Annotated in this window: 22 protein-coding genes; 8 read left to right on the forward strand and 14 right to left on the reverse strand. The window is 31.4% G+C overall.

Annotation, left to right across the window (positions count from 1 at the left end):
- Positions 1 to 51 precede the first annotated feature (51 nt).
- The 9 genes from DEFDS_RS09695 to DEFDS_RS09735 all read right to left on the reverse strand — a co-directional run bounded on the left by DEFDS_RS09695 (position 52) and on the right by DEFDS_RS09735 (position 13,439).
- Entirely contained in the window at positions 52 to 4,737 is a 4,686-nt protein-coding gene (locus DEFDS_RS09695) for an NAD-glutamate dehydrogenase domain-containing protein (protein WP_013008617.1), read from the reverse strand.
- A gap of 183 nt (positions 4,738 to 4,920) precedes the next feature.
- Entirely contained in the window at positions 4,921 to 5,502 is a 582-nt protein-coding gene (locus DEFDS_RS09700; RefSeq protein ID WP_041223725.1) for an NUDIX hydrolase, read from the reverse strand.
- Positions 5,483 to 5,815: a phasin family protein gene (locus DEFDS_RS09705; protein WP_041223727.1), complete on the reverse strand. Its 333-nt coding sequence runs from the start codon at positions 5,813 to 5,815 to the stop codon at positions 5,483 to 5,485. Before DEFDS_RS09705 ends, DEFDS_RS09700 begins: the two co-directional genes overlap by 20 nt.
- Positions 5,816 to 5,834: 19 nt before the next feature.
- Positions 5,835 to 6,755, reverse strand: coding sequence for a sigma-70 family RNA polymerase sigma factor (locus DEFDS_RS09710; RefSeq protein ID WP_050742538.1), 921 nt, complete (start codon positions 6,753 to 6,755; stop codon positions 5,835 to 5,837).
- Between the two features lie 145 nt (positions 6,756 to 6,900).
- The gene (gene clpB / locus DEFDS_RS09715) at positions 6,901 to 9,504 is read right to left on the reverse strand and encodes an ATP-dependent chaperone ClpB (protein ID WP_013008621.1); all 2,604 of its coding nucleotides are present in this window, start codon (positions 9,502 to 9,504) and stop codon (positions 6,901 to 6,903) included.
- Between the two features lie 14 nt (positions 9,505 to 9,518).
- The gene (locus DEFDS_RS09720) at positions 9,519 to 9,899 is read right to left on the reverse strand and encodes a heat shock protein transcriptional repressor HspR (protein WP_013008622.1); all 381 of its coding nucleotides are present in this window, start codon (positions 9,897 to 9,899) and stop codon (positions 9,519 to 9,521) included.
- Positions 9,900 to 9,909: 10 nt separating this feature from the next.
- On the reverse strand, positions 9,910 to 11,025 hold the full coding sequence (dnaJ, locus tag DEFDS_RS09725) for a molecular chaperone DnaJ (protein WP_013008623.1): 1,116 nt from the start codon (positions 11,023 to 11,025) through the stop codon (positions 9,910 to 9,912).
- Between the two features lie 46 nt (positions 11,026 to 11,071).
- Positions 11,072 to 11,509: an Hsp20/alpha crystallin family protein gene (locus DEFDS_RS09730; RefSeq protein ID WP_013008624.1), complete on the reverse strand. Its 438-nt coding sequence runs from the start codon at positions 11,507 to 11,509 to the stop codon at positions 11,072 to 11,074.
- Between the two features lie 487 nt (positions 11,510 to 11,996).
- Positions 11,997 to 13,439, reverse strand: a complete 1,443-nt coding sequence (locus DEFDS_RS09735; protein ID WP_013008625.1) for a thiolase family protein — start codon at positions 13,437 to 13,439, stop codon at positions 11,997 to 11,999.
- A gap of 85 nt (positions 13,440 to 13,524) precedes the next feature.
- Here DEFDS_RS09735 and DEFDS_RS09740 point away from each other — a divergent pair, with 85 nt between their 5' ends.
- Together DEFDS_RS09740 and DEFDS_RS09745 are read left to right on the forward strand one after the other, a co-directional pair.
- Complete coding sequence (locus DEFDS_RS09740; RefSeq protein ID WP_013008626.1) at positions 13,525 to 14,433, forward strand: Ppx/GppA phosphatase family protein; 909 nt, start codon at positions 13,525 to 13,527, stop codon at positions 14,431 to 14,433.
- Entirely contained in the window at positions 14,414 to 15,913 is a 1,500-nt protein-coding gene (locus DEFDS_RS09745; RefSeq protein ID WP_013008627.1) for a DUF445 family protein, read from the forward strand. Before DEFDS_RS09740 ends, DEFDS_RS09745 begins: the two co-directional genes overlap by 20 nt.
- Before the next feature lie 4 nt (positions 15,914 to 15,917).
- On the opposite strand, the gene DEFDS_RS09750 is transcribed toward DEFDS_RS09745, so the two are convergent.
- Positions 15,918 to 16,946, reverse strand: a complete 1,029-nt coding sequence (locus tag DEFDS_RS09750) for a zinc-dependent alcohol dehydrogenase family protein (protein WP_013008628.1) — start codon at positions 16,944 to 16,946, stop codon at positions 15,918 to 15,920.
- A 115-nt stretch (positions 16,947 to 17,061) separates the two neighbouring features.
- Here DEFDS_RS09750 and DEFDS_RS09755 point away from each other — a divergent pair, with 115 nt between their 5' ends.
- Genes DEFDS_RS09755 through DEFDS_RS09770 form a run of 4 tightly spaced genes read left to right on the forward strand, consistent with a single transcriptional unit; the run spans position 17,062 to position 19,933 of the window.
- The gene (locus tag DEFDS_RS09755; protein WP_013008629.1) at positions 17,062 to 17,430 is read left to right on the forward strand and encodes a gamma-glutamylcyclotransferase family protein; all 369 of its coding nucleotides are present in this window, start codon (positions 17,062 to 17,064) and stop codon (positions 17,428 to 17,430) included.
- 11 nt (positions 17,431 to 17,441) lie between these two features.
- Positions 17,442 to 18,878 carry an Asp-tRNA(Asn)/Glu-tRNA(Gln) amidotransferase subunit GatB gene (gene gatB, locus DEFDS_RS09760; RefSeq protein ID WP_013008630.1) on the forward strand — a complete coding sequence of 479 codons (1,437 nt, stop codon included), beginning with the start codon at positions 17,442 to 17,444 and terminating at the stop codon, positions 18,876 to 18,878.
- Between the two features lie 28 nt (positions 18,879 to 18,906).
- A complete protein-coding gene (gene mce / locus DEFDS_RS09765; RefSeq protein WP_013008631.1) occupies positions 18,907 to 19,314 on the forward strand; it encodes a methylmalonyl-CoA epimerase in 408 nt (135 codons plus the stop codon).
- Positions 19,298 to 19,933 (forward strand): carbonic anhydrase, encoded by a 636-nt coding sequence (locus tag DEFDS_RS09770; RefSeq protein ID WP_013008632.1) that lies wholly within the window; start codon positions 19,298 to 19,300, stop codon positions 19,931 to 19,933. The genes mce and DEFDS_RS09770 overlap by 17 nt, the downstream gene beginning before the upstream one ends.
- An 82-nt stretch (positions 19,934 to 20,015) precedes the next feature.
- Here the strand turns inward: DEFDS_RS09770 and DEFDS_RS09775 are convergent, their stop codons facing one another.
- The 4 genes from DEFDS_RS09775 to DEFDS_RS09790 form a co-directional block, all read right to left on the reverse strand.
- The gene (locus tag DEFDS_RS09775) at positions 20,016 to 21,221 is read right to left on the reverse strand and encodes a rhodanese-like domain-containing protein (RefSeq protein ID WP_041223729.1); all 1,206 of its coding nucleotides are present in this window, start codon (positions 21,219 to 21,221) and stop codon (positions 20,016 to 20,018) included.
- A gap of 166 nt (positions 21,222 to 21,387) precedes the next feature.
- Positions 21,388 to 22,185: a metal ABC transporter permease gene (locus DEFDS_RS09780; protein WP_013008634.1), complete on the reverse strand. Its 798-nt coding sequence runs from the start codon at positions 22,183 to 22,185 to the stop codon at positions 21,388 to 21,390.
- Entirely contained in the window at positions 22,178 to 22,957 is a 780-nt protein-coding gene (locus tag DEFDS_RS09785) for a metal ABC transporter ATP-binding protein (protein WP_013008635.1), read from the reverse strand. Before DEFDS_RS09785 ends, DEFDS_RS09780 begins: the two co-directional genes overlap by 8 nt.
- On the reverse strand, positions 22,950 to 23,744 hold the full coding sequence (locus tag DEFDS_RS09790) for a metal ABC transporter substrate-binding protein (protein ID WP_013008636.1): 795 nt from the start codon (positions 23,742 to 23,744) through the stop codon (positions 22,950 to 22,952). The genes DEFDS_RS09785 and DEFDS_RS09790 overlap by 8 nt, the downstream gene beginning before the upstream one ends.
- A gap of 57 nt (positions 23,745 to 23,801) precedes the next feature.
- On the opposite strand from DEFDS_RS09790, the gene nikR reads away from it, so the two are divergent.
- Positions 23,802 to 24,203 carry a nickel-responsive transcriptional regulator NikR gene (gene nikR, locus DEFDS_RS09795; RefSeq protein WP_013008637.1) on the forward strand — a complete coding sequence of 134 codons (402 nt, stop codon included), beginning with the start codon at positions 23,802 to 23,804 and terminating at the stop codon, positions 24,201 to 24,203.
- Positions 24,204 to 24,260: 57 nt separating this feature from the next.
- On the forward strand, positions 24,261 to 24,761 hold the full coding sequence (locus tag DEFDS_RS09800; protein ID WP_013008638.1) for a TlpA family protein disulfide reductase: 501 nt from the start codon (positions 24,261 to 24,263) through the stop codon (positions 24,759 to 24,761).
- Positions 24,762 to 24,763 lie beyond the last annotated feature (2 nt).

A 24,763-nucleotide genomic window follows, 5' to 3' on the forward strand; every position in this document is an offset into this window, starting at 1 on the left:
GAAAAAGCTTTCTGAGTCATAAACTCAGAAAGCTTTAAAAATCTTATGAAGTTATAAAATATTTAAAAACATTTCTAAAATAACGTTAAAAGGAACAAGCGTAGCAACTTTTCCAGATTCAACATCATTTATAAAGTTATTATAGTTATTAAAGAATGTTTCTTCTTTATTTTGTAGCTTTTTAACAAATTGAGCATCGAGAGACACCTTCTCTAATAATCGTTTTTGTAAATACTTTAATTTCTTAAGCAGGTTTTCCCTATTGATTCTATCCCACTCACTACTAATTGGCACATTTTTAATTGCAGTTTTCATATCAAGGAATTTAAATGTTTCACCTATTTTAAAATAGTTATTTAAAGCTGTATCAATATCAATATCTTTAGATATTACCACCTCAAAAATATCAAAAACAGGTTTCAAATATTTAATATTTGCTATCTCTTTTGCCAATTTCCTTGAAAACCCACCATCAACTAACTCTTCAGTAAAAAATTTCATCTGTTCTTTTATAGTTCCAGTCATTTTAGATGTAATCTTAGAAGCAATTTTTAAGAAAATGTCCTTATTTTCTAACAATAATTTTTCATAAGTCTCATTAACCAGCCATTCAACGCCAAGTTTTAATGTTTTCTCAATTTCAATCAGTGCTCTATATTGAGATTCTGCTTTTGCCTTGTTATCAAGGGCATAAATACTCTCTCTCAGTTCTTCAACATTCAACAGTTCATCAATCTGTAAATATTTCTCCATTAATTTTGCAAAAGACTGATTAGTATTTTTATAAAGCTCTATAAAAAATGTAATTCCCGTTTGATTAATAACTTTATTAACCATAACAGTTGCTACAATCTCTTTAGCCAGCCTATGCTCAAAAAGGTGCTCTCCGAATCTTTTAATCATATATTCTGGGTAATAGCTCAAATAAAGTTTTCTAATAATTGGATCATTAAGATCAATATTTTTCTCTATTTCGTTATATAAAAATATTTTTACATAAGATAATAACACAGCTAACTCAGGTCTTGTAATATCTCTCTTCTCTTTAATAAAATTAATATTTTCCAGTTTAAAATCTAATAAACCTATATCCTTTAAAAATCTTGCGGTTTCCTCAAAAATAATCGGATTATCTTTAGAACGAATAAGGTCACAACTTACTGTTTGAGACTGCATATAATTATCATGAAGAACTAATTTTTCAACAGCTTTAGTCAAATCCAAAATAAGTTTATTCCTCTCCTTAACATCTTTAATGAGTTTTTTCTTTAAAAATTGATCAAGAATAATTTTTAAGTTAACCTCATGGTCAGAAATATCAACACCAGCAGAGTTATCAAGAGCATCAGTGTTTATTTTACCGCCAAGAGAAGCAAACTTAATCCTTGCTTTTTGTGTAAAACCTAAATTACCACCTTCACCAACAACTTTAACTTTTAAATCCTCAGCATTTACCCTAACAGCATCATTTGCATGATCACCAACTTCTTCATTTGTTTCACTAGAATCCTTCACATATGTCCCGATACCACCGTTCCATAATAGCTCAACATCCATTTTTAAAATCATCTGTATTAACTCTTGACCAGACACTTCGTCTTTAGTTGTTTTAAACATCTCTTTCATTTGAGGTGTAAGTTTTATACTTTTTGCAGATCTATCAAAAACTCCACCACCTTCAGAAATTAACTCAGGGTTATAATCTTTCCATGTAGATCTAGGCAACTTAAACAACCTTAACCTTTCTATATAACTTGTCTCTGCATCTGGATTTGGATCAATAAAAATATGTATATGGTTAAATGCAGCAAGCAACCTAATCTTTCTTGACAACAACATACCATTACCAAAAACATCACCAGACATATCTCCAATACCAGCTACTGTAAACTCCTCTTTTTGAATATCTTTACCTAACTCTCTAAAATGCCTTTTTACACACTCCCAAGCACCTTTTGCGGTTATACCTATTTTTTTATGGTCATAACCGGTTTTACCACCTGAAGCAAATGCATCACCAAGCCAAAAACCGTATTCGATAGAAATACTATTTGCTATATCACTAAAAGTGGCAGTCCCTTTATCAGCAGCAACAACAAGATATGGATCCTTTTCATCATAAACTACCACATTATCAGGATGAATAATTCTACGCCCTTGATAATTATCAGTAATATCCAATAACCCTCTAATAAATGTTTTATACTGTTCAATTACGTGTTCCATGTCCTTTTGTCTATCAGAAAACCTCTTTTTGACAATAAACCCACCCTTAGAACCAGTAGGAACAATTACAGCATTCTTAACCACCTGCGTCTTCATCAATCCTAAAATCTCTGTCCTAAAGTCATCAGGCCTATCGCTAAATCTTAAACCGCCTCTAGCAACCTTACCGCCTCTTAAATGAACCCCTTCCATTTTTGGGCTGTGAACATATATTTCATAAAGTGGTTTTGGGTCAGGGATAAAATCAAGTTGTCTGCTTGAAATCTTTATAGAAATATAATCTCTTTCTGGAGTTTTATAAAAGTTTGTTCTAACAATTGCATCTAATAGCTTAAATATTTTTCTAAATACAGTATCTTCAACAAGGGTCTGAACTTCCTCTAAACAGCCCCATGCAACATCTTTCACTTCATCATAGTTTCTAACAGTTTTTGTAATATCAAATTTTTCTTCAAACATTCTAACTACATGTTTTGAAATATGATGATATTTCAGCAAAGTCTGATTAATCGTAACTTTACTTAGGGTAACATCAACTTGTGAAACATAATTTCTCAATGTTCTTAAAACTTCTATTTCTCTATAAGTTAACTCTTCTAATAATAAAAGCCCATTTAGCTTATCATTTTCACATCTTTCTTCAATAACGGCAGTAACAATCTCTGGCAATATCTTTTTAAACCTTTTCAAAAACTCTTCAGCATCTTCCACATTTGCTATTAAAATACTACTTATGTATAGAGTTTCTTCCCCTTTCTTTACTTCATAAATTTCATCCTCAATAACCTTTAAACCTATATTGTCTATAACAGGCATTATCTCTGTAAGCAAAATTCTTCTATCTGAATAAAGTTTTAAATAGACCTGATTTTCTACAGAAGACAAACGGGAAACCAACCCTTTTAAATCATACAGTATTTCAACATCTTTAACAGCCTCTTGAGGAGGCATTTTTGATTTATAACTTTCAGACAAGCTATTGCTAAATAAAGCAAATATATCATCAACCTTCCTGCCAGTAAATTTATAAGACAACATCTCATAAAAGATATCGTTCCAATCTTTTATTTCATCAATAACTATGTCTTTTAATTCCTCTTCCTTAACCGCATCTAAATCTTTAATATCTTTTGCTAAGATATGTAGATGCAAGAATGTATAGCCATGTTCATCATATCTTATTGAGATATCTAAAAGTTTCCCATTGTATTTTTCTGCTACTTTTTTACTTATATTGTTAACAACTTCTGCAGAAAACCTATCGGTAGGAAAAATTATCAAGGCATACAAATGTTTTGATGGTTTAAAATCTTTAGTATAAATTCTAATCTGATTCTTACCTTGAATTGTCAACAACAACCTAATAACATCTACCAAATCTGAACTATCCAAATTAAATATCTCGGTTTTAGGATAATTGTTTAATGTATCCTGAATCCACTTATAATCATGAGAGCCTTTAACAAATTTGAAGTACTCAAACAAATTATCGATTTTTTTCCTTAAAATTGAAATTTTATGGGGTGGAGTAGCTATCCCTTGCTTACCAAATACACCTAATACTGTTACCGCTCTACATTTTCCATTTTCATAATCAACAAACATTATCCTATCATAATTTCTTCTCTTTTTGATTTTGGATTTGTATATAGCTTTATCCATAACAACAGGGTAGCCTTCAACAAACCTTAGACGCTTTTCTTTAATCGCCTCTACAAGTTTTGGTATAATCTTTGTTGTCCTATTAAGCTTATAAACACCTAACTGATCTGCTTTAAATTTCTCATTTTTTAAGTCTGTGATATCTAATATTCTTACCCCTTGAATAATAAAAGTCCCATCAATCAGCCAATTAATAAAATCTGACACTTCAGGATTTTTATTTTTATAGTACTCTGAAAGATTTGTTAGCACCTTCACCATATTTGGAAAATCATCAACCGCAAGAGCAATCTCTTCATATATATTAGCAATTTCTGCTGTTATTTCATTAAGCCTTGATTCATCAATTTCTTCCAAGAAGATGATAACAAAAGATTCATTATTGAATCCCAAATCTGATTCACCAATTTCAACCACTTCCCCTTTTTTATCCCTCTTCACATTAAAAATAGGGTGTAGTAAAAATTGCTGATTATATCTAATTTCATAAAAGTACTCTCTAATACTATCTACAATAAAAGGTCTATCATCAGTAACAACAGAAATTATAGAAAAATTACCTATAAAAAACTTTGTATCGAGAGAGTGAATTTTATCCAAATAAAACTTCTTCTTTTTCCTATTGTTCAATACATCGAATAGGTAATCTAAAAAACTGATTAAATCATTATCGCTTAAAATACTAAGCAAGTTTTGAGGTAAATGAGAATATAACAATTTAGCAAAATCATATTTTACACTATTTTCACCATAACTTTTTGATATTAAATCCAAATAACGCTTATAAACATTCTCCTGCCCTTGATGTTTTAAAATTTCTTTGGCTGTTAAACATGATATATTAAGCATGGTGCACTCCTAAATATTATTTTTATAACATTCAACTAATACAACAAAGATAATGATAATACAAGGTATTTTATTAATAATTAAAAAATTATATTACTTATGATTGAAATATTATTTTTTTAGAATATAAACATTATTTTCATATGTTAATTAAAACAAACAATCAATTAAACTTAATTTTAATCATACAAAACACTTTTTAATCAAATTTAACATTTTAAACAAAATACGACCTGTTAGCCCCCAAATTATCAAATCATCGTATTTATAGAAATAAACTTCCCTCTTTTCGCTATTTCTCACCCAGTTTTCAGTCCAAAAAATATTCTCATTATAAAAATATGTTACAGGTACAGTAAAAATTCTTTCAACCTCAGTTTCATCCTTTTTAAAATTCACTTCTTTCAAATTCTTTGCAACAAAACCAACATAGGGAGTAACTTTTATATTTGTTATGGAGTACTCGTCATCTAACTTACCCAATATTTCAACATCACTTATTGAAATACCTGTTTCTTCAAAAGTCTCTCTGAGAGCTGTATCTCTCAAAGTATTATCATCATCTTCAGCTCCACCACCCGGGAAAGATACTTCACCACTATGATTATTCAACCAAGGTTGTCTCTTTGTAAAAATAATTTCTAAATTATCATCATTGTAGATAAAAGGGATTAAAACTGCAGCAGATTTATCAATGGCCTTTTTTTTAACTCTCTTGTATCCAGCTAAAACTTCAACTATACAATCAATCTTGTTTCTCTTCAGACTGAAACTCCTTCTTCAACATATCAATTTTGGACTCTAATTCTGCTATTTTCATTTCCATCTTTTTTAGATCATCCTTTGAGACCAGATTCATCTTTTCTGCAAATGATTTCAAAAGCTTTTCTAAAGCATCTTCAAGCTCTTTGCTGTTTTTATCTATATTTTCAACAATATCTTTTAAAAATTTTGAGTCTTGATTTAAAGCACCTTCACCTTTTTTAATCAGTGATTCATAAAATGTTCTTGCCTTTTCTTCAGTTAAAGCAGCTAACCCCAACCCCAAAACAATAAATTTTTTAGCTAAATCATTCATAGCTACCTCCAAAATAACTCTAATTTAAAAAGTCATTTAACTTTCTCTTCAATGCCTTCTTTTTAAGCTTATTTAATGCCCTAGCTTCAATCTGACGAACCCTCTCTCTACTGATATTCAAGATTTCCCCAATCTCTTCTAAAGTTTTTGGAGTTTCCCCTTCTAACCCAAATCTCCATTTTATTATCTGAGCTTCTCTCTCATTTAATTCATCGACAATCTCTTCTATATTTGCCTTTAGAGTGTTTAAAAAAATCTCTTCTTCAACACTTTTTCCACCTGACTCTAATAAATCTATAAAAGCTCGATCTTCACCATCTTTTATAGGCGCTTCTAAAGAAAGATAATTTCTCGAAACTCTCAAAACATTCTCAATATCTGCAGGATCCATATCTAAATACACTGCTATCTCATCCGGAGTGGGTTCTCTCCCCAGCTCTTTACTCAAAACTTCTATAGCTTCATTAATTTTGTAAAGAATACTTGCCTGTTTTAAAGGCAGTTTTACAGTACCAGATTGTTCTGCAAGAGCTTGGATAATAGCCTGTCTAATCCACCATACTGCATAAGATATAAATTTTACACCACGCTCAGGATCAAACCTTTTGGCAGCTTCAAGTAGTCCAAGATTCCCTTGATTAATTATATCAGCAAGAGGCAATCCAGTATTTTTATACCTATTTGCAATTGATACCACAAATTTCAAGTTCGATAACACCAACTTTTCAAGGGCTTTTTTATCCCCTTGCTGAATCCTTTTACCTAATTCATACTCCTCTTCTCTACTCAAAGGCTGAAATTGAGATATACGATTAAGATAGTTCTTTAAACCATCCTCAGAAATATCAGTAATCAAAGGTATTTCAACAAAATCTTTTTCATCTAAAGATTCATCTATTTCTACTAACTCTTTATTTTTATCAGTATTTATATCTTCCATACCCCCACCATTTATCACCAATATTTACTCTAAAGATAAACAATTAAACTCTTTTGTTCATTTATTATAACATATTTTTTTGATATTTACTAACAGAATTGCAAATTAAAATAAAAAAAAGCAGAAGGGAAACCCCTCCTGCCTTTTAAAGTTTTTCGATTACTAATTCTTCATTTTGGAAAACAACCTTTATCTTTTCGCCCTGTTTAATATTCCCTTTAATAATCTCCTCAGCTATCTTATTCTCTATCAATCTCTGAATTGCTCTTTTCATTGGTCTTGCACCAAATTTTGGATCATATCCAGCCTTAACAACCATATCAATAGCACTATCGTCAAACTCAACTTCGATATTATTCTCAGCCAAACGTTTAGCAAAATTGTTTAACAACAGCTTAGCAATCTCTCTTAAATGTTCATCTCCAAGTGGATGGAATACTATTATATCATCCACCCTGTTTAAAAACTCTGGTTTAAAGTAGTTGCTCAACTGATGAAATACCAGATTATGAATCCTTTCATACTTTTCCTCCCAGCTCCCTTCTTTTGCAAACTCCTGCTGTATCAAATCACTTCCTATATTAGAAGTCATAATAATTACAGTATTTCTAAAGTTTACTGTTCTACCTTTAGAATCAGTTAACCTACCATCATCAAGTATTTGCAACAATAAGTTAAACACATCAGGATGAGCTTTCTCAATCTCATCCAGCAAAATCACACTATATGGTCTTCTTCTTACCCTTTCGGTTAGTTGGCCACCTTCTTCATAGCCTACATAACCAGGAGGAGCACCTATCAATTTAGCCACAGCATGTTTTTCCATATATTCACTCATATCAATACGAATCATAGCATCTTCCGAATCAAACAAGAATTCAGCCAACGCTTTCGCAAGCTCAGTTTTACCCACACCTGTTGGACCGAGGAAAATAAATGAACCGATAGGCCTTTTTGGATCATTCAATCCAGCTCTACTTCTTCTGATAGCCTCACTTACAGCTTTTATAGCTTTATCTTGACCGATTACACGCTTATGTAGATACTCTTCCATTTTAATAAGTTTATCTGCTTCTTCTTCTAAGAGTTTATTAACTGGTATCCCTGTCCATTTCGAAACAATTGCAGCGATATCCTCTTCATCAACCTCTTCTTTAAGCATCTTCTTATTCTTCTGAATCTCTTTCAACTTATTATTTACTTCTTCAAGCTTTTGTTGCAACTCAATCAACTTTCCATACTTTATCTGTGAAGCAAGCTCCAAATTTCCTTCTCTTTCAGCTTTTTGCATCTCTATTTTAGCCTGTTCAATCTCCTCTTTTATCTTACGGGATTCCATAATGAGATTCTTTTCATTCTGCCAATGAGTTTTCAACTCGTTTATCTTTTCTTGTAAGTTACTAATTTCTTCTTCAAGCTTAACTAATCTGCTTTTACTTGCCTCATCTTTTTCCTTTTTCAAAGCCTGACGTTCTATTTCAAGCTGTCTCAATTTTCTTTCAAGTTCATCTAACTCAGTTGGTAAACTGTCTATCTCCATTCTAATTTTTGCAGCAGCTTCATCTATTAGGTCTATTGCTTTATCTGGCATTTGCCTATCACTTATATATTTATGCGCAAGATATGCAGCAGCGACCAATGCTGCATCTTTTATCCTTACACCATGATGAACTTCATATCTTTCTTTTAAGCCACGTAAGATTGAAATTGTATCTTCAACTGATGGCTCATCCACAAATACAGGCTGGAATCTCCTTTCTAACGCTGCATCCTTTTCTATATATTTTTTATATTCATCTAGTGTCGTTGCACCAATACAGTGTAGCTCACCTCTTGCTAACGCTGGTTTTAATATATTTGCAGCATCCATAGCACCTTCAGCTGCACCAGCTCCAACAAGGGTATGCAACTCGTCAATGAAGAGAATAATTTCGCCTTCACTCTCTTTGATCTCTTTTAAGATAGACTTCAGCCTTTCCTCAAACTCACCTCTAAACTTTGTACCTGCGATTAAAGCACCCATATCAAGAGCAAGAACCCTTTTATTTTTCAAAGAATCAGGCACATCTCCATTTGCTATCCTTTGGGCAAGCCCTTCCACAATAGCAGTTTTACCAACACCAGGTTCACCAATTAACACTGGGTTGTTTTTTGTCCTTCTTGACAAAACATGTATTACTCTACGAATCTCCTCGTCCCTACCTATAACTGGATCAAGTTTACCATTCCTTGCTGCTTCAGTTAAATCTATGGTGTATTTTTCCAAAGCATTCATTTTTTCTTCAGGATTTTGATCTGTTACCCTACTTGAGCCTCTAATCTCTTTTATAGCTTTTTCAACTACTGCTCTATCTATACCATATTTTGTTAGAATCTGTCTCAAACCATAACCTGCGTGCTCAACCAAACCTAAAAGAAAATGTTCAGTTGATACATATTCATCTTTAAACTGTTTAATCGATTCAAAAGCATAATCGATAGCTTTTTTTGCATCTTGAGACATATAAACTTGTTCAGAACCACTAACCTTTGGTAAACCATCAATAGCTTTTATCAAATCTTCTTTTAAAGATGCTATATTAACACCTATTTTCTGCAAAAGAGGGACTATCAACCCATCTTCCTGAGTGATCAAAGCATATAATATATGATCTGGTAATAATTGTTGTTGCTGTTTATCTTCAACCAACTTTATGGCATTCTGCAATGCCTCACTTGCTTTTATAGTCATTTTATTCCAATTTATCATAATTCACCTCCAAATTACTCTTTTTCAATTTTTACTTTGATAATATTGGCTTTTTTAGTAGGGACTATTGCCCCCTCTTTTAAATTTTTGTCAACATCTTCTCCTAATTTATTTTTTATATAGTCAAGCAACATTCTAACCTGGGATTGAAGTTCATTGATTTGCTCCCTCATATTTAAAATAATCTCTACACCTGCAAGATTTACTCCTAAATCCTTCGTTAATGTAATTATAAACTTCAACTTTTCTATATCCTCATCAGAATATAACCTTGTGTTGCCTTCCGTTCGTGTTGGCTTTATAAATCCTAATCTTTCATATTGCCTCAAGGTTTGGGGGTGAATATCTAACATTTCAGAAACAATACTTATCACATACAACGGTTTTTTTCTCATAAGCTACCCCCTATAACCTTCCTTTTGACAGTAAAACATCTCTATTAACAATGTTGTACCTCTTGCTCATATCTTTTAAAATTTTTCTATCTTCTTCAATAGCAACCTGAGGTACTTTAACATTTACTACAATATATAAATCTCCATTACCTCCACCTTTTAGATGAGGCACACCTTTACCTCTAATTCTAAATTTCTGACCAGGCTGTGTCCCTGCAGGGATATTTATATTAACAGCACCATAAGGTGTAGGCACTGTAATTTTCTCACCTAAAGCAGCCTCAAACATATCAATATCCACATTCACATAAAGGTTATCACCTTCTCTTTTATATATCTCATGAGGTATAACATTTGTTACAATGTATAAATCACCACTTGGGCCACCATTTATGCCATCATTACCTTTTCCAGGAACTCTAACTTTTGAATTATTATCAACACCAGCAGGTATCCTAACCTTTATTTTTTCTGTCACATAAAATCTTCCTCTACCACCACACTTATTACATGGTTTATAAATTATCTCACCTTCACCTTTACATTGTGGACAAGTAGTTGTAATTGCAAAGAAACCAGAACCTTGTTTAACGACACCGCTACCTCCACAAACACCACATACGGACTTCTCACCACCTTTTCCATGGCATGCATCACAGTTTTTTAACCTTCTAACAGATAATTCAATTGTATTACCAAAAATTACATCCCTAAAAGGGATTTGAATATTATAGTATAAATCTTCACCTCTTTGAGGCGTACTCTTTCTTGACTTAGCACCACCTCTTTTTGAACCAGTGCCAAAAATCTCTTCAAAAATATCTTTAAAAATATCAAAATCACCGTATGTAGTTTTAAAATTTTCAAAATTCATATTTGAAAAATCATAACCCTGACCACTTGAAGTAAAAGCATCGTGCCCTAAAGTATCATACTGTTTCCTCTTTTCAGGGTCAGATAATACTGCGTAAGCTTCTGATATCTTTTTAAACTTCTCTTCAGCTTCTTTATTCCCAGGGTTTAAATCAGGATGGTATTTTCTTGCAAGTTTACGATAAGCTTTTTTTATCTCATCCTGAGATGCATTTTTACTTACACCCAGTATATCATAATATGTCTCTGCCATAACTCACCCTCTACTCCCTTTTGAGAAAGGGGGATGTCCCCCCTTATTAATCTTCTTTTATTACGTTTATTACTTTTGGTTTTTCCTTTTCACTTTTTGCTATACTGATTTTCAAAATACCATCCTTTAAGCTTGCCTTTACTTTATTAACATCTACATTTTCTGGTAACTGAAAACTTCTTACAAATTTACCGTAAGGTCTCTCCAATCTATAGTAATTTTCAGCAGCATTTTCTGGCAACTTTCTCTCACCTTTAATAGTTAAAATGTTATCAGAAATTTGAATATCTATATCTTCTTCTTTCATTCCAGGCACTTCAACGATCAAAACAACATCTTTCTCTGTTTCAAGCACATCTACCGGTGGTATCCAGTCAGTTTGTGGAGAATTCTTTCTAGTAGCTAAAGTATCATCAAACATTCTGTTGATTCTTTCCTGAATTGAAATCAAATCTTTCAAAGGATCCCATCTTACTATTGCCATATTTACCTCCTATTTTCGATTTTAGTCATTTTATAAAATATACTTGAGTCGATTTATGTCAAGTCTTTTTATAAAGAAAAACTCAATTTTTTTAACTGTATAATAATAGAGACTGTTGTACAATAAATTAAGTTTATGCTAACATAGTAGTTTTGAGATTGCTTCCCCCGCCATTTACGTTAGCATTTTAATAGTTTACTTTTATAAACATAGATGAAACAAAACTTTAAATTAAAAAACCTACTGCTAAATGGCGGGGTCGCAATGACCCAAAATTGTTGTCATTGCGAGGAGCAAATGCGACGAAGCAATCTCATGATGATGATAATTATCAACAAGTTAGTCTATTGTGCAACATCCTCAATTTAAATTAATGAAGGAGGTCACAATGATCGCATTTTAGGGCAATTGCGAAATAACTACATTATTATAACATTGCCATTAACTTAGACTCTTTTGTAAAAGCCTCTGTTGTTACTACCAATTTTTATTTTTTCTTCAATCTCTTTCTGATTTTTTCAATAAACCCTGCTTCTGGATAGGCATACAAAATACCATTATCCATTTTCTTAATACTTAGTTTAAGACCAATTTTAGGTTTTACATCACCTATATATCTTGCTAAGAATTTTTTCTGTTTTCTTTGCACCATTACTAAATTCAAAGGAGAGTTAACCCCTTCTGGAGTAATATAAAGCTCTGTAAAAGAATATATTTGTGGAATTTTGCTCATTTTCTCTTTTTTAGATTTTCTTTTATCATTAAAGTCATATCTCAAAGTTGACTTCACCTTACTACCTCTTCTTTTTAATATTATCACAAAATTATTTGTTGCTAATCCTCCTATACTTTGAGTCAGAGCAACATCACATCTTTTAAGGGATATCTCATCGTTGTACTTCCCATTCATAATATTATAAACTTCTACCACCTGTGCTAAACCTGATGCTCCAACAGGATGACCTCTTGATTTTAGCCCACCTGAAATATTAACAGGCAATTTCCCATCATGATACCCAAGTCTTTCTTCATAAAACCTGATAATCTCCTTTTTATCCACCAACCCAGTATCAATTAGGCCAGTTACTTCAAAAGGGGTAAAGGCATCATGAATCTCAGCAAAATCTATATCCATAGGGCTCAATCCTGCCATTTTAAAAGCATTAAATGCAGCAGCTTTTGTAGACTCAAAAGATGTGATAATCTCTCTTTCACACAACGCTTGCCTATCTGTACCCTGACCAATTCCCGCAACAACAATATCACCTTTTTCAGAAGACAAATAAACTGCTGCAGCGCCATCACTGATTGGAGCACAGTCATAAAGCGAAAGTGGACTAGATACTATTTTACTTTTAATATAGGTATCAAAATCAATTTCTTTTCTAAATTGGGCAAATTCGTTAAACTGACCATAATAGTGATTTTTTTCTGCTACATAAAAAAGAAGTTTTTTCAACACATCTTTTTTAATTTTATTCTCGTATGCGAATCTGTTTGTTACAAGCGCAGCCAGTGCCGGCATTGTTGCTCCAGTTTTTCTTTCTGCAGGGTGTATCACCTCTGCTAAAATTTTTGTTACTCTATTTGTCGGCATTTCTGTCATCTTTTCTGCAGCGATCACCAAAACATTTTTATAGATTCCTGATTTTACTGCAGCATAAGCATAATACAACACTGCTGCACCAGTGCTTGAAGCTGTTTCTATTCTGACTGCAGGAATTTTATACAAGCCAAGTTTATCCAACACATAAGAAGCAATATTACCAACTCCTGTAAACTCTTCTGGATTCATTAACCCAATAAATACAGCATCCACATCACTTATATCAGTTTTCATATTAAAAACTGCTTCTTGTATAAGATGAATTATATTAGACTTTCTTTTCCCAAATTTTGATAGTCCAGCCTTGTAGATAAAAACACCCATACAACTCTCCCAACTTTTTGTTATTATTTTAACTTGAATTTTCAAAAAATAAATCCTAAAAAAACAAAAACTTTTAGAGGAATTCATGAGAGTAGCAGGTATAGATATCGGAACAAATACTGTTAGATTGATAATAGCAGATGTAAAAAACGAAAAAATCGATAGAATTATCTTTCAAAATAGAAAAATAACAAGGCTTGGTGAAAATTTTATAAACACAAAATACTTATCAAAAGAAGCTATCATAAGAACTGTCTTAGCATTACAGCAATTTAAAGAAATAATGGACACTTTTTTTGTAAATAAATATTATGCCGTTGCCACAAGTGCTGTTAGAGAAGCAGAAAATGGGGATGAGTTTTTATCTTTGTGTGAAGAAATAAATTTAAAAGTTGATGTTATTGATGGAGAAAAAGAAGCTAAATTGACCCTTTTAGGCGTAACATCTGGTTTATCCATCGATAGTGATAATTTTTTAATATTTGATATTGGTGGAGGCTCAACAGAATTTATTTATAAAGATGGAGATAACTTAATTTTCAAAAGCGCTCCAATGGGTGTAGTAAAATTTGCAGATAAGTTTGATTTTAAATCAAAAGTAAGTGACAATCTTTTAGAAAAAACTAAAGAAGAAATATTAACTTACTTGGATAGCTTAAATTTTATTAAGGAAGCTAAACAGTTGATTGCAACTGCGGGCACACCAACAACTCTAGCAGCCATTCATCTAAAATTAGAAAATTATGACTATAAAAAAGTCCATGGCTTAACATTAGAAAAATCCAATATTGAAAATATCTTAAAGAAATTATGCTCTATGGATGCAACTGAAAGAAAAAATATCCCAGGGCTCGAGCCTGGCAGAGAAGATCTTATCATTCCAGGAACTTTAATAATGCTTCAAATTATGGATATTGCTAAAGCCGAAAAATTAACCGTCAGCGATTTTGGAGTTAGAGAAGGGGTAGCATTATATGCAGCCACACTTTATTAGTCTTATATCAACTCCAATTTTAACAGGTTTTGTTGGATATTTTACAAATTTTCTCGCTATTAAAATGCTATTTAAGCCATATCAAAAAAGATGGTACTCTTTTGGATGGCAAGGCGTTATTCCAAAAAATAGAAATAAATTAGCATACGAAATAGGAAAACTTGTTGGGAATGAATTAATTACAGAAAAAGAATTAAAAAAAGCCATAGAGTCTGAAAAATTTCAGTACGTCCTTGAACATACAATTGAAAACGAGATAAAAAATTTTTTGGATAAAGACTTCGGAAATCTTTCTGAAATTATAGAATCTTTTGGTTTAGATATTGATGATATTATAACATCCATTTTCAATTCAAACAATATAGATCTCTCATCCATATTAAATGAATTATTAAATAATTCAATTGCAAACATAAACAAAAAGAAAATCTCAGAGTTTAACAATTTTGAACAAATAGTAGACAGTTTTCTAAATAGTTTCTTTGAAAATGAAAATTTAAAAGAATATCTAGCAAATGAAATTATTTCATACATCAACAATTTTCTTCTTTCAGGGAAATCGATTTCAAATTTATTGTCTGAGGAACAACAAAATTTAATAATAGAAAAAGTCGCTCAAATTTCAGATAATATAATAAGCTTTATTGACAAGCTGTTACAAGACAAATCAATTAAAGAAAAATTGGTAAAAAAGCTTATAGAAATAAAGAATCAATATTTTGGCAATGGTTTTATTGACCAACTCAAACTGGGTGTATTAAATATTTTTTTAAATGAGGACACAATAAGAGAACTAATTAACAATGAATTGCCAAAACTTATCAAATCTATAAAAGAAGATGAAACAGTAAAGCTAAAAATAGAAGAGTTTATAAAATTAAAAACTGAGCAATTTTTAAAAACACCCATCTATAAACTTGCCGAAAAAATAGGTTTAGAAAATCTTTATTCATCATATATAAAAATTGTAAACTGGTTAAAGAATGAATTATTATCCATCAATTTGAAAAATAAGCTTTCTGAGAAAATCAAAAATTATTTCATACAAAATCCTGATTTAACAATATCAGATATTATAAAAAAATTTGGTATAAATCCTGAAACAATCAAATTTAATTTAACAGAAAAGGAAATTCATACAATTATTCCTGTAATAAGCAAATCTATTGAAAACATCTTGAAAAATATCCCTATTGGTAATATTTACAACAAAATTCCCAAAAAAACATTTTTTAGTATTAAAGAATCTGTAATTAAAGGAGTTAATGGCATTTTAGAATCAAATATTGATAAGATTGTGACTTCATTAAATATCGACAAATTAGTGGAAGATAAAATTAACTCACTTGATCTTCAAAAATTAGAAGATCTTATATTTTCATTTATGAAAGATCAATTTAAATGGATAAATATTTTAGGATTTATTCTTGGTTTTATGTTTGGTTTGATTCAATCCGTATTACTACTTTTTGTCCATTAAGTTATTATTTTATTTTCAATACCTTTGCCCCCTTTATCTTTTTATTTTTGAGCTCCTTTAACGCTTTATTAGCTTCTTCAAGGTCAAAAAGTTGATATTCAGGTTTAATCTGTGCATCTGCAGCTATATTTATAAACTCATCAATATCTTTTAATGTTACATTCGCAACAGACTTTATCTCTTTTTCAAGCCACAAATGCTCTTCATAGCGAATATTTAAAAGATAATCTTTATCTACATCCTCTTTTCTAATTGCATTTATCACCATTCTACCAGAAGGGAGTAAATTTTTCATCCCTTCTACTATAGGTTTCCAGACTGGAGTAGTATCAATAATTGCATGAAGCTTTTCTGGAGAAAAGTCAGCCGTATCACCAGCCCAAACTGCACCTAAAGAAAGGGCAAACTCCCTTTCAGCTGGATTTCTGGCAAAGACAAATACTTCGGTATCTGGATAAAGAAAATTTACCAATTTTAGTACCAGATGGGCAGAAGCTCCAAAACCTGTAAGCCCTAACCTATCCCCATTATTAATATTTGCTAGCTTTAGTGATCTATAACCTATCGCTCCAGCACATAGAAGAGGTGCAGCCTCATAATCGCTGAAATAATCAGGAATTTTAACAGCATAATCTTCACCTATTTTAAAATATTCTGCATATCCACCATTTGCATCTCTACCAGTTGCTTTAAAATTGGTACATAAATTTTCCAACCCCTTTTTACAAAACTCACATTCACCGCATGCAGAATAAATCCATCCAATACCAACTCTATCCCCAATATCAAATTTCGTAACACCTTCCCCTTTCCGTACAACTCTTCCTACAATTTGATGTCCTGGAATAACAGGCAAAACAGGAGGAGGAGTTCTCCCTTCTATCTCATCAAGCTCAGTATGACATACACCACATGCAGAAACCTCAACTAAAATTTCATTTCGCCCAACCTCTGGTATTGGTAAATCTACAAGCGTTAAAGGTTGCTCCTCTTCTAATACATTACACAGCTTATCTATCACAAGCGCTTTCATAATCTCCTCCCTGCTGCATATTATCTATGAGTTATTTTAAGTATACACACATTATTTGCAATAAATTTTATAATCAATTCTTTACAAAAATTAAAAATAATAATAAAAAAGCACCATGTTAATTGATAAGCTTTTTGTTTATGGACTTTTAAAAAAAGGGTATCCAAACTATTCACTGATTGAACCATATATAATCACTTCCATCGATGCATACACTTTTGGTTCCTTGTATATGATAAATGATAAACATCCAGCCTATATAAAAAGTGGTAATAATAAGATTGAAGGTACTTTATATTTCATTTCTAACACAAAAATTATTTTTAAAATTTTAGATTACATTGAACAAGGGTATAAAAGAGAAGTTACAACAGTTTATGACAAAGATAATAACGAATATTTGGCATGGATTTATACATATTTAGGTAACTTAAAAGATGCCAAGCTATTACCTGAAGGCAAATTTACAAAAAAATATTTATAAAAGGAGAATATATGAAATACGAAGCGGTAATCGGCTTAGAGGTACATGTGCAACTATCCACAAAAAGTAAAATTTTTTGCTCCTGCTCCACAGAGTTTGGGGCTGACCCAAATACACACGTTTGCCCAGTCTGCTTGGGTATGCCAGGGGTTTTACCTGTATTAAACAAACAGGTTGTAGAATATACGATAAAAGCAGGGCTTGCTTTAAACTGTGATATTCAAAGAAAAAGTGTTTTTGCCAGAAAAAACTATTTTTATCCAGACCTTCCAAAAGGTTATCAGATATCACAATATGAGCTACCTATTTGTTTAAACGGTTTTATCGAAATAGAAATCGATGGGGTAAAAAAGAAAATAGGTATAACAAGAATCCACATGGAAGAAGATGCAGGGAAATCAATACATGGAGAAAATTTGGGGTCACCAGCTCATAGCTATGTAGACTTAAACAGAACTGGTGTACCTTTGATAGAAATTGTTAGTGAGCCAGATATCAGAACACCTGAGGAAGCGAGAGCTTATCTACAAAAATTAAAGACTATACTCGAATATATAGAGGTCTCCGACTGTAATATGGAAGAAGGTTCTCTCAGATGTGATGCAAATATTTCTCTAAGACCTGTTGGCGAAACAAAATTCGGAACGAAAACAGAAATAAAAAATATGAATTCTTTTAGAAATGTCCAAAGAGCTATTGAGTTTGAAATAAAAAGACAGGCTAAAATCTTAGATGAAGGTGGTACCATCGTTCAGGAAACTAGACTCTGGGATCCAAACAAGGGGATTACTGTATCAATGAGAAGCAAAGAAGAGGCACACGATTATAGATATTTCCCTGATCCTGACTTAGTACCATTGATAGTAGAAAATGATTGGATAGAAAAAGTAAAATCTACTTTGCCTGAGCTTCCTGATGCTAAAAAAGAAAGATTTATGAAAGAATATGGACTACCTTCTTATGATGCTGAAGTTTTAATATCAAACAAACATTATGCTGATTACTTCGAGCAATCAGTAAAAAACCACAACAACCCAAAAGCAATAAGCAACTGGATTATGAGTGAAGTATTAAGAGATGTTAATGAAAAAGGGTGTAATATATTTGAATTAAATGTAAAGCCTGAACACATTGCAGAAATTGTAAAACTGATTGATGATGGTAAAATCTCAGGTAAAATAGGTAAAGAGGTGTACCAGCTTGTCTTAGAAAGTGGAAAATCACCTGCTAAAATTGTAGAAGAGAAAGGGTTAATACAAATCAGTGATGAATCAGCAATAGAAGAAATAGTAAAAAAAGTGCTTGAAGCAAACCCAAAAGAAGTGGAAAGATATAAAAATGGGGAGAAGAAACTTCAAGGATTCTTTGTTGGCCAGGTAATGAAAGAGACAAAAGGGAAAGCAAATCCAAAACTTGTAAACCAGTTATTACAAAAGTTGCTATCATAAAATATAGATTAAGCTGTGGGGGGATGTCATGTTAAAAAAGATTGACCATATTGGTATTGCTGTCAAAAATATTGATGAAGCTTTATCTCTTTATAAAACTTTAGGTATAACACCTTATCATTTTGAAGAAGTGGAATCTCAAAAAGTTAAAACTGCATTTATAAAAGTTGGAGAATCAAATATTGAGTTATTAGAGCCCACTTCACCCGATAGCCCAATAGCAAAATTTATAGAAAAAAAAGGGGAAGGGATTCACCATATTGCTTATCTTGTGGATGATGTTAAATCTTGCTTAGAAAATCTTAAAGAAAAAGGGTTTAAACTAATAGATGAAGAGCCTAAAGCAGGAGCTCATGGAAAATTAATAGCCTTTGTTCATCCAAAAAGCACCAATGGCGTTTTAATGGAGCTCTGTGAACATGCAAAAAAGCATTGAAAAGCTCTTAAAAGGTGTCTTTGAGTTTAAAGAAAAAGACTTTGAAAAACTTCGTGATATTTATATTGAATTAAAAGATAAACAAAAGCCCCATACCCTTTTTATTGGATGCTCTGACTCAAGGGTTATTCCTAATCTAATAACAAAGACACTCCCAGGAGAGCTTTTTATTATAAGAAATGTTGCAAATATTGTACCACCTTACCGTATTGCAAAAGATTATGCTGGAACGACTGCAGCCATAGAATATGCTGTTAACATTTTAGAAGTAGAAAATATTATTGTTTGCGGACACTCAAACTGTGGAGGATGTAATACTTTGTTAAATGGTATTAAAAAATTGGATAACCTACCAAATATAAGAGAGTGGCTTAAAATTTCAGAACCTATTTTAAATGAGCTTAAAAATATTGAGATACATCATACTGAATATTTACAACTATTTGTAGAGCAAAACAATATTGTCCATCAAATAAAAAATCTTCTCACGTATCCATATATAAAAAAGAAAGTTCTGGATAAAAAATTACAAATTTTTGGATGGCATTACATAATTCAAACAGGGGACATTTTTACTTTCAATTTTGAAAAACAAAAATTCGAACCACTAACCCAATAGTAACTATTTAATTGTTTTAATGAAAAGAGGTAGCGCACAATAGCACTACCTCTTTATACCTTAGTGAAAACTACAGACTTTCTTATTCAGTTACTTCACATCTTCCACTATCATAATTAACATGAGCATCTAAAAAGTATAATCTGTCCATCTCCTTGTAGTTGCAGTCTTCTTTGAGCCCAAAGTACATCTCCCCTGCTCTACCACCGCTTGCACACATAAAAATTATATAACCATCTTTTGGAAGTTTATTAATAATGTAATCACACCCTTTTTTATACATGTCATCTACAGGAATATTGATAGCACCCTTTACATGCCCTTCTTCAAACTCCTCAGGAGTTCTAACATCCACTATATGAATATTATCTGGTCTATCATCAATCAATGTTTTGAAAAATTCAATATCTACAGTCCCTTCATCTGGACCAGGTTTAATTGCAGAAACACTTTTTTTAGCTGCAGTTGTTTTCTTTGCTACAGCTTTACCAGGCTTTACTATTGGAAAACCTTTTGCTTTCCACTCTGGGACGCCACCAGCATAAACATAAACTTTTTTATATCCAAATTTTTCTTTTAATAATCTAGCCACATTATGAGATTTTATACAATGATAGCCCGCACAAAAAACAACTATTGGCGCATTTTTATCTTCTGGCAACACATTTAAATAAGGATTTGGATCTCTCATAAACTTAGTATCAGGGATATTAATTGCACCAGGAATAGTTCCTTTTTTCCACTTCAATGCTGGTCTTGCATCCACAAAAAGCACACCTTTATCAAGCAGCTTCTTAGCATACTTGTAGGTAATTTCAGCGTAAGATTTCTTTGACCAATCCGGCATGCCTGCTAGATAAACTTTGATATTTGTGTACCCCTTATCTCTTAGATATTTAGCATCATGATAGCTTTTTACACATTTATATCCACCACAATAAGTAATTAATAATCTGTCTTTAGTAACTTTAAGTTGATCAAGCTGCCCAACATACTTATCAAACTTAGTGTCAGGGATACTGATAGCACCAGGGATATGGCCAGAATCATATTTTCTTTCTGGTCTTGCATCAATAAAAACCACTTTGTTAAATTTTCTCAAGCCATTTCCAACCAATCCTTTAACATAGTTAAAATCAACAATTTCAAATCCAGCTTCTTTGACCATCTGCTCAACAGATTTTCTAGGCTTTTCAGCCTTAGGAGCCTGAACCTGTTTTGCACAACCTGAGAATAAAATGCCAATTACAAATAAAGCTAAGAGTACCTTAATTAGTTTTTTCTTCATAGCTACCTCCTCTAATAAACTTAATAAATAATACCAAATGCTCAAAATGGTGTCAATAAAAAATAGAATATTTTTTTATAAAAATTTAAATCCTATCAAGTAATTATGATAATATTTATCGATATATTAGAATATTCAAATATTATAATATAACAATATTCTAATACTATCTCTTTTTTAATACATTAACAACTAAATATAAGAAGGTTCCAACCAAAACAGTTGTTGCACCTGGAGGTAAATCAAACTGATATGATAAATAGAAAGAGAAAATAAAAATTAAAAGAGATACTAAAATAGAAATAAAAATTGTAAAACGATAATCTTTTGTCAACGAAAGGGCAATTGCAGCAGGAATTGTCATAAAAGCAGTTAAAAGAATTATACCTATCAGCTTAATACAAATCACAACTACCAAAGTAATACTAATTAGAATAATATAATTTATAAGATTTGTATTAATCCCAGAAACAGCGGCAACATCTTCATCAAACATAGTAAAAATTATCTTGTCCAGCAAAATAACAAAAATTCCAAATATTAAAAATGATGTGACCCCACTTAAATACAAATCTTGTTTACCAGTAGAAAGTATACTCCCAAAAAGTATTCCACTCAAATCAAAAGCACCATAATCAGCAAACTTTATCAGCACCACACCCAATGCCATACTCGATGCAAAAAATATCCCTAAAACTGTTTCAAATTCCAACTTAGAACGTTTTTTCAGCTCGTAAACTGCAAAAGCTATTAAAAAACATAAAATATACAAAGTAACCATTTGATTAATTTTAAGTAGCAAAGCTAATGCAATAGCACCAAATGCTGAATGTGAAATTGTTACAGTTAGAAAAGACATCTTCTTTTGAACAACAAAAAACGATAAAAAACCACATAATACACTGACAATAATACCATTTAAAAAAGCATACTTAATAATATCAACATTAAAAATCTCATTCATGAATATGCCCCTTGCAAGTAAGGCATTGATGATCATGCACAATAAGCTGTATATTTTTTCCAAATACTTTCTCTAAAACATCAGGTAATTTGCCATCCTTTGGAGAACCATGAAAATGTATGCTTTTATTTAGACATGCAACGGTATCCACATAGTTTGAAATAACCCCTATATCATGAGTTACCATTAAAATTGCAATATCATTCTCCATTCTCAACTCATTTATAAGCTCATAAAAGTCTTCTTGCCCTACAACATCAAGCCCTGTTGATGGTTCATCAAACATCAAAATCTTTGGCTGCATAGCAAGAAGGCGTGCAATCAAAACCCTCTGCTTTTGCCCACCAGAAAGACTACTGAAAGATTCTTTAATAAACTTTTCCATCCCAACCTTTTTAAGTGCTTCATAACAAGAATCTTTATCCTCTTCATTCAAAATTGAAGGGAATGGTTTTAAAATCTTTCGCCCCATACAAACCACATCTTTAACTAAAATAGGAAAATTATAGTTAATTAAATCCTTTTGCGGTAAATAACCCACAAAACCTTTGGGTAATCTTTTATATTTTTTCCCAAATATTCTTATTTCACCAGCAACCGGTTTATAAATACCTAAAATGGTCTTTAAAAGCGTTGTTTTCCCCCCACCATTAGGGCCAACTATAGCCATAATCTCTTTCTTATGTAATTTTAAATTTATATTTTCTAAAATTACTTTATCTCCAAAAATTACCTTTAGATTGTTTATTTCTAAAATCGGTTGATTATTCATTAATGTCCTTTTTTAAATTATTTAAGTTAAGTTCAAACAATTTGAAAATATCAGTATAGCCATCATAACCGCCAATAGGCTCTAAAACTATGATTTTTGCATTCAATATATTGGCAACTTTGTTAAATATTTTATTTTTATCATTTGTAGCACAAACTATGTATTTCACTCCATTTTTTTTTGCTAAATTAATCACACGGTTTAACGTTTTTATCCCAGGCTCATGCTCTCTACCTTTTTTTATATAACCTACAGAGGTAATACCAACTTCTGCAAGAAACTTCGTCCAAGCAGGATGACATTCTAACACTTTAACATTATCAAATTTATATCTATTTTCTAAAGAATTAAACTCCATTAATAATTCATCATAGTTTTCTTTATAAAATCCACACCCTTTATTATCTAATTCGCACAGTTTTTGACTAACTATTTTTCCAATCTGTTTCATATTCTCAAAAGATAACCATATGTGAGGGTTATTCGATTTTATCTCATCATTTAAAAACAAAACTTTTTTAGCCAATTTCAAAGCAAAACTATCAAATCTTTTATCCACTGCAAAATAAATCGAAACCCCTTGCAACCTTTTTATATCGTCAATGGTAGGTTCAAAATGATGGGGATCTTCCCCAGGTTTTATCAAGTAAACCACGTCTACTTTTTCTTTACCAATTTTTGAGATAAGATCTGCAATAGGGAAAAGTGTAGTAGCAACTTTTAAACAGTAACCGCTATAAGTAAAAGCTAACATTATTAAGGATATTAAAAACAGTTTTATTTTCATATTGCACCCTCCGTTGTAATATAATATTATAATTTCATATTTAATAAAGGAGTTTTTATGCCAGTTGTAAGATTTGGGGTTTCACTGCCTAAGGATATAGCAAATCAATTTGATACAATAATTAAACAAGAAGGGTACGAAAACAGGTCAAAAGCTATTTATGATTTAATAAAAGATTTTATAACTAAAAAGAAATGGGAAGCAGGTAAACAGATTGCAGGAATAATCAGTATTCTATATGACCATCACGAAAAAACAACTGTTAACAATCTGCTGGATATACAACATGACTTTCACGATATTATCATTTCATCACAACATATCCATTTAGATCATGACAACTGCTTTGAAGTAATTATTGTAAAAGGGGAAAGTATAAAAATAAATGAACTATACAAAAAATTAAAATTCTTAAAAAATATAAAACAGACAAACTTGACAATTGCAGATTTAGAATAAAACAGTTTGAAAATTGATCCATTTTAAATTATACCTATTCAAAAAAAGGGGGAATCTATGAGGATTAAATCTATATTAGCGGTAAGTATTCTTGTTTTATCTTTACTGTTTTCAAGTTGTAGCCAAAACCAACAGGCAGAAAATACAAAACAGATTGTTTCAAGCTTAGAAACAATAAATGTAGCTCAGTTTAAAGAGTTAAAAAATAGATATAAAGATAAAGTCATCCTGGTAAATTTCTTTGCATCTTGGTGCCCACCATGTAACCAGGAAACCCCAGGATTCGTAAGAGTTTACAACAAATTAAAAGACAAAGGTTTTATCATACTTGCTTTCTCCATTGATGATAATGTAGATGATGCAGTTAAATTTGTTAATAAATATGGGATAACTTATCCTGTTTACCATGCAGACAGATCGCTTGAAGCTTATTTCAACGTTAGTACAATACCTACAAGTGTATTTTATAAAAAAGGTGGCACACTTTATAACCTACATGTTGGTTACATAGATGAAAAAGACCTCGAAAATTATATTTTAGACCTTTTAAATAAATAAGT

This window comes from Deferribacter desulfuricans SSM1 (assembly GCF_000010985.1).
GTDB classification, from domain to species: domain Bacteria; phylum Chrysiogenota; class Deferribacteres; order Deferribacterales; family Deferribacteraceae; genus Deferribacter; species Deferribacter desulfuricans.

What these genes read in the sequence shown, in the direction of transcription:
- DEFDS_RS09755 (WP_013008629.1), top strand. Translation starts at nt 17,062, where the DNA reads ATGTTAATTGATAAGCTTTTTGTTTATGGACTTTTAAAAAAAGGGTAT.
- gatB (WP_013008630.1), top strand. Translation starts at nt 17,442, where the DNA reads ATGAAATACGAAGCGGTAATCGGCTTAGAGGTACATGTGCAACTATCC.
- DEFDS_RS09785 (WP_013008635.1), bottom strand. Translation starts at nt 22,957, where the DNA reads ATGAATAATCAACCGATTTTAGAAATAAACAATCTAAAGGTAATTTTT.
- DEFDS_RS09800 (WP_013008638.1), top strand. Translation starts at nt 24,261, where the DNA reads ATGAGGATTAAATCTATATTAGCGGTAAGTATTCTTGTTTTATCTTTA.
- DEFDS_RS09770 (WP_013008632.1), top strand. Translation starts at nt 19,298, where the DNA reads ATGCAAAAAAGCATTGAAAAGCTCTTAAAAGGTGTCTTTGAGTTTAAA.
- DEFDS_RS09710 (WP_050742538.1), bottom strand. Translation starts at nt 6,755, where the DNA reads ATGGAAGATATAAATACTGATAAAAATAAAGAGTTAGTAGAAATAGAT.
- mce (WP_013008631.1), top strand. Translation starts at nt 18,907, where the DNA reads ATGTTAAAAAAGATTGACCATATTGGTATTGCTGTCAAAAATATTGAT.
- DEFDS_RS09775 (WP_041223729.1), bottom strand. Translation starts at nt 21,221, where the DNA reads ATGAAGAAAAAACTAATTAAGGTACTCTTAGCTTTATTTGTAATTGGC.
- DEFDS_RS09790 (WP_013008636.1), bottom strand. Translation starts at nt 23,744, where the DNA reads ATGAAAATAAAACTGTTTTTAATATCCTTAATAATGTTAGCTTTTACT.
- DEFDS_RS09745 (WP_013008627.1), top strand. Translation starts at nt 14,414, where the DNA reads ATGCAGCCACACTTTATTAGTCTTATATCAACTCCAATTTTAACAGGT.
- DEFDS_RS09735 (WP_013008625.1), bottom strand. Translation starts at nt 13,439, where the DNA reads ATGGGTGTTTTTATCTACAAGGCTGGACTATCAAAATTTGGGAAAAGA.
- DEFDS_RS09780 (WP_013008634.1), bottom strand. Translation starts at nt 22,185, where the DNA reads ATGAATGAGATTTTTAATGTTGATATTATTAAGTATGCTTTTTTAAAT.
- dnaJ (WP_013008623.1), bottom strand. Translation starts at nt 11,025, where the DNA reads ATGGCAGAGACATATTATGATATACTGGGTGTAAGTAAAAATGCATCT.
- DEFDS_RS09730 (WP_013008624.1), bottom strand. Translation starts at nt 11,509, where the DNA reads ATGGCAATAGTAAGATGGGATCCTTTGAAAGATTTGATTTCAATTCAG.
- DEFDS_RS09720 (WP_013008622.1), bottom strand. Translation starts at nt 9,899, where the DNA reads ATGAGAAAAAAACCGTTGTATGTGATAAGTATTGTTTCTGAAATGTTA.
- nikR (WP_013008637.1), top strand. Translation starts at nt 23,802, where the DNA reads ATGCCAGTTGTAAGATTTGGGGTTTCACTGCCTAAGGATATAGCAAAT.
- DEFDS_RS09695 (WP_013008617.1), bottom strand. Translation starts at nt 4,737, where the DNA reads ATGCTTAATATATCATGTTTAACAGCCAAAGAAATTTTAAAACATCAA.
- DEFDS_RS09740 (WP_013008626.1), top strand. Translation starts at nt 13,525, where the DNA reads ATGAGAGTAGCAGGTATAGATATCGGAACAAATACTGTTAGATTGATA.
- clpB (WP_013008621.1), bottom strand. Translation starts at nt 9,504, where the DNA reads ATGATAAATTGGAATAAAATGACTATAAAAGCAAGTGAGGCATTGCAG.
- DEFDS_RS09750 (WP_013008628.1), bottom strand. Translation starts at nt 16,946, where the DNA reads ATGAAAGCGCTTGTGATAGATAAGCTGTGTAATGTATTAGAAGAGGAG.
- DEFDS_RS09705 (WP_041223727.1), bottom strand. Translation starts at nt 5,815, where the DNA reads ATGAATGATTTAGCTAAAAAATTTATTGTTTTGGGGTTGGGGTTAGCT.